This is a genomic window from Micromonospora sp. NPDC049151 (assembly GCF_040648395.1).
GTDB lineage: Bacteria > Actinomycetota > Actinomycetes > Mycobacteriales > Micromonosporaceae > Micromonospora.
Window position 1 is genome coordinate 327,833 of the sequence record NZ_JBEZDP010000002.1, and the last position, 12,053, is coordinate 339,885.

General features: G+C 71.8%; 8 protein-coding genes. 2 read left to right on the forward strand and 6 right to left on the reverse strand.

Going from position 1 to position 12,053, the window contains the following annotated elements; all coding sequences use genetic code 11:
- Positions 1-1,059, forward strand: coding sequence for a 4-hydroxy-2-oxovalerate aldolase (gene dmpG, locus AB0B20_RS04345; RefSeq protein ID WP_357468052.1), 1,059 nt, complete (start codon positions 1-3; stop codon positions 1,057-1,059).
- Positions 1,060-1,117: 58 nt separating this feature from the next.
- A complete protein-coding gene (locus tag AB0B20_RS04350) occupies positions 1,118-2,416 on the forward strand; it encodes a nucleotide disphospho-sugar-binding domain-containing protein (RefSeq protein WP_357387281.1) in 1,299 nt (432 codons plus the stop codon).
- Positions 2,417-2,589: 173 nt separating this feature from the next.
- Here the strand turns inward: AB0B20_RS04350 and AB0B20_RS04355 are convergent, their stop codons facing one another.
- The 6 genes from AB0B20_RS04355 to AB0B20_RS04380 form a co-directional block, all read right to left on the reverse strand.
- Positions 2,590-3,822 (reverse strand): cytochrome P450, encoded by a 1,233-nt coding sequence (locus tag AB0B20_RS04355; RefSeq protein WP_357387283.1) that lies wholly within the window; start codon positions 3,820-3,822, stop codon positions 2,590-2,592.
- 104 nt (positions 3,823-3,926) lie between these two features.
- Positions 3,927-4,769: a hypothetical protein gene (locus AB0B20_RS04360; RefSeq protein WP_357387285.1), complete on the reverse strand. Its 843-nt coding sequence runs from the start codon at positions 4,767-4,769 to the stop codon at positions 3,927-3,929.
- 45 nt (positions 4,770-4,814) lie between these two features.
- Positions 4,815-5,843, reverse strand: coding sequence for an LLM class flavin-dependent oxidoreductase (locus AB0B20_RS04365; RefSeq protein WP_357468055.1), 1,029 nt, complete (start codon positions 5,841-5,843; stop codon positions 4,815-4,817).
- A gap of 32 nt (positions 5,844-5,875) precedes the next feature.
- Positions 5,876-10,885 carry an amino acid adenylation domain-containing protein gene (locus tag AB0B20_RS04370; protein ID WP_357468058.1) on the reverse strand — a complete coding sequence of 1,670 codons (5,010 nt, stop codon included), beginning with the start codon at positions 10,883-10,885 and terminating at the stop codon, positions 5,876-5,878.
- Positions 10,882-11,091 carry an MbtH family protein gene (locus tag AB0B20_RS04375; RefSeq protein WP_357387291.1) on the reverse strand — a complete coding sequence of 70 codons (210 nt, stop codon included), beginning with the start codon at positions 11,089-11,091 and terminating at the stop codon, positions 10,882-10,884. The genes AB0B20_RS04370 and AB0B20_RS04375 overlap by 4 nt, the downstream gene beginning before the upstream one ends.
- A gap of 320 nt (positions 11,092-11,411) precedes the next feature.
- A complete protein-coding gene (locus AB0B20_RS04380; RefSeq protein ID WP_357391027.1) occupies positions 11,412-11,948 on the reverse strand; it encodes a phosphopantetheine-binding protein in 537 nt (178 codons plus the stop codon).
- Positions 11,949-12,053 lie beyond the last annotated feature (105 nt).

Here is a 12,053-nt window from a genome sequence, read left to right on the forward strand (position 1 = left end):
ATGGACCAGGGTACGCAGGAAGACGCCGTGACGATCCGGCCGGTGACCATCCATGACCCGACACTGCGCGACGGTCAGCACGCGATTCGTCACCAACTCGGTCGAGACCAGCTCCGGCGGTACGCCGCCGCGGCGGACGCGGCCCGCATCCCGGTCGTGGAGGTGGGCCACGGCAACGGCCTCGGCGCGTCGTCGCTGCAGGTGGGCCGGGCCGCGCTGACCGACGCCGAGATGCTCACCGTGGTCCGGGAACAGCTCTCGCACAGCAAGATGGCCGTGTTCATGCTGCCCGGCTGGGCCACCACGCACGACCTCAAGGAAGCGGTGAACCACGGAGTCGACGTGGTGCGGGTCGGCGCCCACTGCACCGAGGGCAACACCATGGAGCGCTATCTGGGGTTCCTGCGGGACGCCGGAGTGGAGGCGCAGAGCGTCCTGGTGATGAGCCACATGGCCGCACCCGGGCGGCTGGCCGAGGAGTGCCGCCGGCTCGTGGACTACGGCGCGTCAGCCGTGGGCATCATGGACTCCGCCGGGCACTACCTGCCCGAGGACGTCAGCGAGCGGATCACCGCCATAGCCGGTGCCGTCGACGTGCCCATCATCTTCCACGGGCACAACAACCTCGGGATGGCCGTGGCCAACTCCGTGGCCGCGGCGCGCGCCGGTGCCACGATCATCGACGCGTGCGCCAGAGGATTCGGGGCGGGCGCCGGCAACACCCAGCTCGAGGTGGTGGTGCCGGTCCTCGAACGGAGCGGCTTCTCGACGGGTGTCGACCTGTACGGCCTTCTCGACGCGGCGGACCTGGCCGAGCGGGAACTCATGCCCAAGCCGCCGACCATCGACTCGGTGGGCATCGTCAGCGGGCTCGCGGGCGTGTTCTCCGGCTTCAAGAACCCGGTGCTCGACGCGGCGAGGCGCGAGAACCTGGACCCGCGTGACATCTTCTTCGAGCTGGGCCGGCGCCAGGCGGTGGCCGGCCAGGAAGACCTGATCGTCGACGTCGCCGCGGCCCTGGGCAGAAGCAGGGTCGACATCCCGGACCCGACGTCCTAGAAGTCCCGCCGCACCGGGCACCGCCTGACGTTCCTTCGCTCGACTCCTGGGAGTTTCCGTGCGCATCCTGGTCCTGAACTGTCCGAGCAAGACCCACCTGTACGCGCTGACACCGCTCGCCTGGGCCCTGCGCACCGCCGGGCACGAGGTCCGGATGGCCACCCAGCCGGACCCGGTCGGGCTGACCCCCCAGGATGTCGCGCACACCGGCCTGACCGCGGTGTCCCTCGGCACCCCGATCGACCTGACCGCGATGGTGTCCGAGAAGGCCACCGAGGAGGAGGCGCTCCCCGTCCCGGACGCGGACGCCGGGCCCTACGAGAACGGGCGCAAGTCGGTGCAGGCCGACTACGCCGCCGACGACCCGCTGGGCGAGCTCACCGCCCTGGCCGACTGGCACTTCACGATCTTCAACCCGGATTCGGTAATCGACGACGCGGTGCGCTTCGCCCGGGCCTGGAAGCCGGACCTGGTGCTCTGGGACGGCATGACGATGGCCTACGCGGGCCCGGTCGCCGCCCGGGCCTGCGGCGCCGCGCACGCCCGCCTGGTGATGTGCACCGACGCGCTGATGCAGCTGCGGACTGCGGCGCGGGCTGTCGACCCGGCGCGCGATCCGATGCGGGTCCACCTGGAGCCGATCCTCGCCCGGTACGGCCTGGACTTCACCGAGGAATCGGTGACCGGCCAATGGTCGGTGAACGCGATGCCGCCCTGGACCTGGCAGCCGGAGGGCATCGACTACCAGATGGTGCGCGCGGTGCCGTTCAACGGCCCGTCGATCGTTCCGGAGTGGCTGTACGCCGAGCCGGACCGCCGGCGCGTGTGCCTCACGCTCGGCCTGTCGTTCCGCGAGCTGAATGCCGGCGCGTCCGTCAGCGACATGCTGGACGCGGTCGCAGACCTGGACGCGGAGGTCATTGTCACGCTCACCGATGAGCAGCGCGCGGCCCTGCCCGCCCTGCCGGGCAACGTCCGACCGGTTCCCTTCGTGCCGTTGAACGCGCTGCTGCCGACCTGCTCGGCCATCGTGCACCACGGCGGGTACGGCACGGTGGCCGCGGCCACCTACTACGGGGTGCCGCAACTGCTGGTGCCGGGCAAGTTCGGCGCCGACAAGTTCTGGGGCCCGCTGGCGGTCGTCACCGCTCTGGAGGAGCAGGGTGCCGGTGTCTACGTCAGCGACCCCGGCCGGCTCACCGCCGAGGCCCTGCACAACCAGCTGCGACGGGTGCTGGACAGCCCGTCCTACGGCCGCAACGCCGAACGCCTGCGCGCGCGGACAGCGGCGGTCCCGTCGCCCAACGACGTCGTGCCACAGATGGAGAAGCTCGCCACCGTGCACCGCGCCGGATAGCGGGCGGCCGGGGCCGGGCGTCGAGTTCATCCGGGCACCCCGGCCCGACGACCGGCAACGCCGTCTCCTCATTCGAGGAGACGGCGTTGTGCCGTGCGCCTGGCTCGGCGATATTCACCTGTGGCGCGGCGTGAGGCCGGTGGCGGGTGTGGGCCCGCCACCGGCCCCGGGCCTCAGAGGTAAACCGGCAGTTCGCGCCAGCCGTTCATGATGAACGTTCCCTGCCCGGCCAGTTCCTTTGGCTCCACCGCGAGCCGCAGCCCCGGCAGGCGTGTGAACAGCGCCTCCAGCGCGATGCGCGCCTCCATCCGGGCCAGGGCCGGGCCGATGCACCGGTGGACGCCGTGCCCGAACGCCACGTGCCGCTTGTCCGCCCGCTGGACATCGAACTCCCCCGCCGCGATGCCGTGCACCTCCGGGTCGCGGCCGGTCGTGAGGTAACCGATCAGCACCGGGTCACCGCGTTTGATGGTGACGCCGGCGATCGTGACGTCCTCCGTCGCGAACCGGAACGGCAGGTGTGCGACCGGGGCGTCGCTGCGCAGCGTCTCCTCCACCACGTCTTCCCAGCGCACCCGGCCACTCACCGCCAGGCCGCGCTCGACGGGCCGGGTGAGCAGTGCGGCCGCGGCATTCGTGATCAGGTTCCGGGCCGGCTCCGCGCCGGTGTTGAGCATCAACTGCGCCAGGCCGACCAGCTCGGCGTCGGACCCGGCACCCGTGCCGCTCACCGGGCAGGCGCCCGGCTGGGCCGCGATCAAGTCGCTGATCAGGTCCTCACCTGGCTCCCGCCGCTTCACCGCGACCAGGGCTTCGAGCTTGCGCCGGATCAGGGCGAAGACCTCGCCCGCCTTCTGCGGGGTCGACTCGACATACCCGGCGCGGTCCAGAATGCCGTCCGGGTCCCCGTCGGGCACGCCGAGCAGTTCGCCGATCACCCGCGCGGCGACCCGGTGGGCGTACCGCTCCTTGAGGTCGACCGGCTCACCCGGCCGCTCGGCCGCGTACTCGATCAGGTCGTCGAGCGCGCGCGTCACGACACGCTCGACCCGCGGCCGCAGGGCGGCGATGCGCTGCGGGCTGAACGCGCCGGCGACGAGCCGTCGCTGGCGGGCGTGGGGCTCACCGTCCGCGGTCGACATGTTGTCCATCCGCGCCCAGGCGATCAGCGGGAAGTCCGGGTCGAGGGCGCCGTCGACGTACGCCGGCCAGTGCTGCCGGGCGTTCTTGCCGAACCGCTCGTCCGCCAGGACCTGCCGAACGGTGTGGTAGCCGGTCACTGACCAGGCCGTAACCCCGCCGGGCAGCAGCACCCGGGTGACCGGCCCCCGGGCCTGGAGCCGGTCCATCTCGGCGTGGATGCCGGCGCCGAGGGGATCAATGACGAACGGACGCTCATCTTCCACGTCTTCCTCCTATGAGACCCAATCGGTGGGTCTTTCCATCGTGGGCAGTGATCAACGCCGTGGTCGTCTTCGAGGGTGCGCCGCCGATCATCGTCCGGCGGCGCTCAGCCGCGGCGCGCCGACATGGAGCGGCGCGGATCCGGCGGTTCCCAGTTCCCAATCTGGCCGAGCACCAGCCGGGCCAGTTCCGGTGTGACGTCATCGGGCCGCTCACCGGAGGGCGGCGGCGTGATCCGGTACCGGTCCGGAGCGGTACCGGGAAACACGAAGTGGGGGTCGTCGGTCAACACCGTCACCTCGACCGACTCGGCGGGCGGCTCCGCGGGCCGGTCGTTGCGGCAGGCCAGCAGGAAGGCGAGCCAGGTCCGGTACGACACCAGCAGCTCGGAGAAGGCCAGCGGGGCGCTGTCGAGGCCGTGCCGCTTCGCCAGCTCCGTCATCTCCGCCCGCATCAGCTGTTCCATCTCCGCGACGCAGGCCCGGGGATCGCCGTCCAGGTCGGGACACGGCTGACCACCGGCGCCCAGCTTCGCCTGGAACTCCGCGAACCCCTGGACGACGTGCTCCGTGCCCGGCCAGGTCGGCTGCACCAGGACGGCGGTGACCTCCCGGACGGCGCTCAGGTGACCGGCGATCCGCAGAGACAGGGCGGCGGCGCTGCAGTGGCTCACCACGAACAGCCGCTGGTCCCCCGCCGCGGAGGATTCGGCGCGGAAGAGGGCGACCGCCTCGTCCGCCAGTTCCGCCAGGGAGGCGTAGAGCCGGCCACCGGACAGCGCGCCCCGCGGATCCACCTGGTAGATCCGCTGGTCGGTGGCGGCGTCACCGAGCAACTGGCTGAGCCGGGGCGCCCCGTTGAGCGCCTGAAAGTCGGTGACCAGCACCTCCGCCCCGTCGCCGGAGCTGAGCTGGCTGCAGAGTGGGCCGGTGCCGGCGACGGGGCGCATCGGCGTGTCCTTTCGTCAGGCGCTGTCGAAACGGCCGCTCGCGCGTCAGGACGGGTCGCCGTCCAGGGCCGCGACGGCGCGTTCCACCGCGATCCGCGTGTGATACAGGTCGTCGGGTTCCTGCGGCAGGTCGAAGACGAAGGTGCGGGCACCGCCCTTCAGATACGTCGCCACCGCCTGCGCCACCTCGTCGTAGCTCCCGACGAGGTACGGGCAGAACGTGTGGTGGTACCGGAAGGGAACGAGCCAGTACGCCCCGCCCTCCCCCTCGTCGGCGATCGGCACGGAGGCGAGCTGGGGCTGCCAGGACGACACCGCGGCCGAGAGGAGCAGTTTCATCCGCTCCGCGCCGTCCGGATCGGCCGGGAACCGCTTGTGCGCGATCCGCCATGCCTCGGACGAGTCGTCACGGGCGATGATGCCGATGCTGATGCCGGCACCGAACCTGTTCTTGCGGGTGTCCGGACTGGCGAACTCGGCGGGCAGCAACGGGAAGGAGAGCTGACTGAGGCCCAGTGACTCTCCCGCCTGCAGGCTGGCCGCCGACGAGCCGGACACGTACGCCCTGGGCAGCAGATCGGCGGGCACCGGGGTCGTGAGCCGCGCCCGCCGGAAGTTGTAGTACCGCCCCTCGTGACTGGTCAGGCCGCCGTCGAGCAGCCCTCTGACGATCGTCACGTACTCGACGAGCCGGTCGTACCGGGCGTCGTGTGGCAGCGCGTCACCCTGGACCCGCAGGTCACGGCTGAAGCCGCCGCTGACGTAGTTGATGTCGACCTGCCGTCCGTACAGGTGGGCCAGGGACGAGATCGCCCGGGCCAGCGCGAACGGGCTCTTGTCCAGCGGCTGGACCGCGATGAGCGGCACGAAGCCGGCGGTGTTCGCGATGGCGGCCTGGGCCGACATCCAGGCGTCGATCGAGGTGTTGTCGCTGTACAGCAGGGCCCCGCGGTAGCCGGCCTCATCGGCCCACCGGGCGGTCTCCAGCAGCTTGCGCAGGTGGGAGTCCTGGCCGTAGCCGATGCTCGACCGACATGTCGAGTAGATGGTCACACCCCTGGCCGCCAGATCCATCGTTTCTCCTCCGGGGAGTCGTCTCGTGCCGATCAGGACTGTCCGGCCGTCTGCGAGGGCGCGTGGGCGGCGACCGCACCGACGGACGGGTTGGCGAGGAAGTTCTGCAGGCTGATCTTGACCCCGAGCTGGTTCTCCAACCGGGCGACGAGCACGGCGCCGAGCAGCGAATGCCCGCCCAGGTCGAAGAAGTTGTCGTCGACGCCCACCCGGTCCACCCCGAGCACCTCGGCGAACAACTCGCACAGGGCCCGCTCGGCCGGGGTGCTCGGTTGCCGGGCCGCCACCGTGGCGTAGTCCGGGGCGGGCAGCGCCCGCCGGTCCAGCTTCCCGTTCACCGACCTGGGCAGCTCGTCGATGGCCACGACCGCGGACGGCACCATGTGTCCGGGCAGGGCCCGGCCCACCGCGGCCCGGACAGCGACCGGGTCCACCTCGTGAGCCCCGTCGGCCTCGGGCACCACGTACCCGACCAGGCGGCGATCGCCCGGGCGGTCCTCCCGCAGCACCACCACGGCCCGGGCCACGCCGGGCTGCCCGGCCAGCACGGCCTCGATCTCACCCAGCTCGATCCGGAAGCCCCGAAGCTTGACCTGCTCGTCGACCCGGCCCAGGAACTCCAGCTGACCGTCGTTGCGCCAGCGCACCAGGTCACCGGTCCGGTACATCCGCTCACCGGGTGCGAACGGGCAGGCCACGAACCGCTCCGCGGTCAGCCCGGGCCGGTTCAGGTAGCCCCGCGCCAGGTACGGCCCGGCCAGGTACAGCTCCCCGGGCACCCCCGCCGGTACCACACCCAGCCGCTCGTCGAGCACGTACGCCCGCACGTTCCACATCGGCACCCCGATCGGCGGTGTCTCCCCGCCGCCGGACAGCCGCCGGCTCATCGTCGTACCCACTGTCGCCTCGGTCGGGCCGTACCCGTTGTAGATCCGCCGGCCCGCCGACCACGCGGCGATCAGCTCGGCGGAGCTGGCCTCGCCCCCGACGATGAGGCACTCCAGGGCCGGCACCTTGGCGGGCGTCGCACCGGCCAGCGTGCTGGGCGCCACCATCGCGTGGGTGATGCCGAGCTCGTGGAACGCCTCGGCCAACGGCTCCCCGGCCAGCGGCCACTGCTCGGGGAGCACCAGCGCCGCTCCGGCGGTCAACGACAACAGCAGCTCCACCATTGACATGTCGAAGCTCAGCGAGAGCAGCTGCGCCACCCGTGACCCCGGCCTGGTCTCGAAGGTGTGCACCAGGAACGCCGCCAGGCTGGGCAGGCCCCGGTGGCTGACGACGACGCCCTTGGGCCGCCCGGTGGACCCGGACGTGTAGATCACGTACGCCGGGTGGCCGGGCAGCAGCGGCGCGATCCGCTCCCCGTCGGCGACCTCGCCGCCGGGCCGGCTCGCCACGTCGGCGGCCACCGCCGGATCGTCGAGGACGACCCGCACGCCAGCGGCGGGCAGGTCGGCGTCGAGCTGCCGGGTCGTGAGCATCGCGATCGGCGCCGCGTCGGCGAGCATGAACGCGATCCGGTCCGCCGGATACCCCGGATCCACAGGCAGATACGCCGCACCCGCCTTCACCACACCCAGCACCGCCGCCACCATCTCCAACGACCGCGGCAACGCGACAGCCACCACCCGCTCCGGCCCCGCACCCAACCCCACCAGATACCGCGCCAACCGGTTCGACCGCGCATCCAACTCCGCGTACGACCACGACACACCACCGAACTCCACCGCCACCGCGTCCGGCGTCCGCGCCGCCTGCGCCACGAACAACTCCGGCAGGACCACACCGGGCACGTCCCGTGCGGTGTCGTTCCACCGCGAGACGACCAGTTCGCGTTCCGCCGCCGACAGCAGCTCCACGCCGCTGACCCGCTGGCCCGGGTCGGCGGCGACCTGGCCCAGCAGCCGGACCAGCCGCTCCGCCAGAGCCTGCGCGGTGCTCGCGTCGAACAGGTCCGCCGCGTACTCCAGGGTGACGCCGATCCCGCCGGGGGCGCCGTCCGGCTCATGTCGCGACCGGTACGTCAGCGACAGGTCGAACTTGGCCGACTGCTCGGGCAGCGGCAGGTTCGTGGACTCCAGGCCGTGGACCCGCCAGTCCCTGCTGGTGTCGTCGTCGGAGGCCAGCGTCACCTGGAACAGGGGGTGATGAGTGGTAGACCGGACCGGGTTCAGCACCTCCACCAGCCGTTCGAACGGGACGTCCTGGTGCGCGTAGGCCGCCAGGTCCTGCTCCCTGACGCGGCGGAGCAACTCCCCGAAGTCCGGGTCGCCCGACAGGTCGGTCCGCATCACCAGCGTGTTGACGAAGAACCCGACCAGGTTGTGCAGCCTCTCGTCACCGCCTCGACCGGCCACCGGCACGCCGATCGGGATGTCGGTACCGGCCCCGGAGCGGGACAGCACGACCGCGAGGCCGGCCTGGAGCACCATGAACAGCGTCACCTGGTGCCGGCGCGCCAGCTCCACCAGCCCGCGGTGCACAGCCGCGTCCACGTCCACGTCGACCTGCCCGCCCTGATAGGAGCGGTGGGCCGGGTGGGGCCGGTCGAACGGCAGCTCAAGCCGCTCGGGCAGACCGGCCAGCGCCGACTGCCAGTACTCCACCTGCCGGGCCAGCACGCTGCCGCCGTCCTGGCCGGCGCCCAGGAGGCCGCGCTGCCACAGCGTGTAGTCCGCGTACTGGACCGGCAGCTCGGTCCACTCCGGCGCGTGCCCGGCCAGCCGCGCCTCGTACGCCTGCCCCAGGTCCGCCAGCAGCACGCCCAGTGACCAGCCGTCGCTGGCGATGTGGTGCGTGAGCAACACCAGCACGCACTCGTCCGGCCCCAGCACGAACACCCAGGCGCGCACCGGCAGTTCACCGGCCAGGTCGAAGACGTGCTGCGCCGCCCGCCCGGTGAGCGCCGGCAGCTCGTCCTCCTGAGCCGGCACCACGGTTACCTCCGGCACCGCCAGCGCGGCCGGGACCACCCGCTGGTACGGCTGCCCGTCCACCGCCGGGAACACGGTCCGCAGCGTCTCGTGCCGCCGGACCACGTCACCCAGGGCGGCGGTCAGCGCGGCGGTGTCGACCCGCCCCCGCAGCCGCCACGCGAACGGCACGTTGTAGGTGGTGCTCGGCCCCTCCACCTGCGCCAGGAACCACAACCGCTGCTGCGCGAACGACAGCGGCAGGCGTGCCGGCCGGTCCCCCGGCTCCAGCGGTGGCCGGGCCGCCCCGACGCTGTCCAGCGACCGCGCCAGCGACTCCACCGTGGGATGGTCGAACACCGCCCGGATCTCCAGCTCCACCCCGAGCACCGACCGCACCCGGCTGATCAGCCGGGCCACCAGGAGCGAGTGTCCACCCAGGTCGAAGAAGTTGTCGTCCACCCCGACCCGGTCCACACCGAGGACCTGGGCGAACAGCTCGCACAGGATTTCCTCGGCGGGAGTGGACGGCGCCCGGCCGGTGCCGCCGACGAACGTCGGGGCCGGCAGCGCCCGCCGGTCCAGCTTCCCGTTCACCGTCAACGGCAGCGCGTCCAGGACCACCACGGCGGCGGGCACCATGTAGACGGGCAGCACCGCTGCCACGGCCGCCCGGATCCCGGCCGGGTCCAGCTCGCTCCCGGCAGCCGGCACGACATAGCCCACCAGGCGCTGGTCGCCGGGGCGGTCCTCCCGCATGATCACCACGGCTCGGGCCACCCCGGGCTGCCCGGCCAGCACGGCCTCGATCTCGCCCGGCTCGACCCGGAATCCGCGGACCTGGACCTGCTCGTCGACGCGGCCCAGGTATTCCAGCTCACCGTCGTCGCGCCAGCGCACCAGGTCGCCGGTCCGGTACATCCGCTCACCGGACGCGAACGGGCAGGCCACGAATCGGCCGGCGGTGAGACCGGGCTGGCCCAGGTAACCCCGCGCCAGGCTCGGCCCGGCCAGGTACAGCTCCCCCGCCACACCGGGCGGCACCGGCCTCAGCCGATCGTCGAGCACGTACGCCCGCGCGTTCCAGATAGGCCTCCCGATCGGCGGGGCGTCCCCTCCCGACAGCGGCCCACTCATCGTCGTGGCCACCGTCGCCTCGGTCGGGCCGTAGGCGTTGAACATCCGCCGGCCCTTCGACCACTCGGCGGCGATCTCGCCCGGGCACGCCTCACCGCCGACCATCAGGCACTCCAGGCCGGGCATCTGGTCCGTCGTCGCCCCGGCCAGGGAGGCCGGCCCGACCAGGGCATGGGTGGCCCGCAGGTCGCGCAGCGTGTCAGCGAGCGCCTCCCCGGCCAGTTGCCCCTGCTCGGGAAGGACCAGGGCCGCCCCGGCGGGCAGCGACATCATCAGTTCCATGACCGCCGCGTCGAAACTCAGCGAGGCCACCTGTCCCACCCGTGACGCGGGCCCGATCTCGAAGGTCCGGATGAGGAAACCGGACAGGCTCGCCAGGCCGCGGTGGCTGACCACCACGCCCTTGGGCCGCCCGGTGGACCCGGACGTGTAGATCACGTAGGCCGGGTGGGCGGTACGCAGCGGCGCGAGCCGGTCCGCGTCCCCCACACCGCTGCCGTCCTGCCGGGCGACCGGCTCGGCCACCCGGGGGTCATCGATGATCACCAGCTCGACGCCGGGCACGTCCGGCAGCCGCAGCGCCGTGGCCCGGTCACTGATGAGCAGGCGCGGGGCGGCGTCGGCGAGCATGAACCCGATCCGGTCCGCCGGATACCCCGGATCCACAGGCAGATACGCCGCACCCGCCTTCACCACACCCAGCACCGCCGCCACCATCTCCAACGACCGCGGCAACGCGACAGCCACCACCCGCTCCGGCCCCGCACCCAACCCCACCAGATACCGCGCCAACCGGTTCGACCGCGCATCCAACTCCGCGTACGACCACGACACACCACCGAACTCCACCGCCACCGCGTCCGGCGTCCGCGCCACCTGCGCCACGAACAACTCCGGCAACACCGTTTCCGGCACGTCCCGCGCCGTGTCGTTCCACCGCGAGACGACCAGTTCCCGTTGGGCCTCCGTCAGCGTTTCCACGACACTCACGCCCGTTCCGCCCGGACCAGGCTCTGCGGACGCATGTCGGTCCAGTGTTCTTCGACGTACCGAAGGCAATTCGATCGGGAATCCGTGTCCTGCGCGGTGACCCAACCATCTGGGACGGCGATGCCGGACGGCCACAAACTGTGCTGCCCCTCGTCATTGACAAGGACCAGATACAGGGCGTCGGCGTCCTCGAACGGATTAGTCATGGCAACCTCATTCCGATTGGCAGACCCGGCCGGCCGCTTGACTCGCATCGTTTCCGCACGACGACGGGCGGTTCGCTGACCACCCTGCCCGGCCCATTTATCCCGGCGCATCTCCACAGTTGCCCATGCGATTCGCCCGCCGACGGGGGGCGGTTCGCCCGAGCCGGAGCCCGGGCCGCGAGGCGGGGTTCAGAAATCGCGCCGGGGCTCGGTCCGGTTCCCGGATCCGGGAACCGGACCGAGCCCCGGGCCGTCGCTGACGGCGGCTCGCGATGTCGGGAGTCCTGCCGGTGTGAACCGGCCGCCCGGCGTCTCGGTGCCTACCTGAGCGGCATGAGGTCCAGAAGCCGGTCGAACTCCGCCACGGTCGGCGCGTCGAACAGGTCATCCATCGAGATGTCCCGGCCGAGTACCGCGCTGGCGCGGCTGGCTATCAGCATGGCGTCGATCGACTCGCCGCCGAGGGTGAAGAAGTTGTCGTCCATACCGCACCGGGGCCGGGCGAGCACCTCGGCGAAGATCGTGCAGAGCGCTTCCTGGCGGGGAGTGTCCGGCGGCCGGTAGGGCATCAGGCCCCGCAGGTCGGGTTGGGGCAACGCGCGCGGGTCGGCCGTCCCCCCAGAGTCGACCGGAATGGCGTCGACGACGGTGACGGCGGCCGGCACCATGCTGCCCGGCAGCCGCTTCCTGAGGTGCTTGTACAGCTCAGTGAGGTTGAGGCCGACGCTACGCAGCACGATGTAGGCCACCAGGACATGGCCGAGGGCTTCGTGCTCGTGGGCCAGGACCGCGACCTCCGTGAGCCCGGGGTAGTCGGTCAGGACATCTCGCACGTTTTGGATCACGGCAGTAGCCATCAGCCGCTCACCTTCCAATCGAGGCTCCAAGGCTTCCGGGCTACCTTCGCACGCGAGTGCATGGGAGCTGTCTCCCAGATTGCGCGGATACCGAGCCTGCTCAGA

What these genes read in the sequence shown, in the direction of transcription:
- dmpG (WP_357468052.1), top strand. Translation starts at nt 1, where the DNA reads ATGGACCAGGGTACGCAGGAAGACGCCGTGACGATCCGGCCGGTGACC.
- AB0B20_RS04380 (WP_357391027.1), bottom strand. Translation starts at nt 11,948, where the DNA reads ATGGCTACTGCCGTGATCCAAAACGTGCGAGATGTCCTGACCGACTAC.
- AB0B20_RS04375 (WP_357387291.1), bottom strand. Translation starts at nt 11,091, where the DNA reads ATGACTAATCCGTTCGAGGACGCCGACGCCCTGTATCTGGTCCTTGTC.
- AB0B20_RS04365 (WP_357468055.1), bottom strand. Translation starts at nt 5,843, where the DNA reads ATGGATCTGGCGGCCAGGGGTGTGACCATCTACTCGACATGTCGGTCG.
- AB0B20_RS04360 (WP_357387285.1), bottom strand. Translation starts at nt 4,769, where the DNA reads ATGCGCCCCGTCGCCGGCACCGGCCCACTCTGCAGCCAGCTCAGCTCC.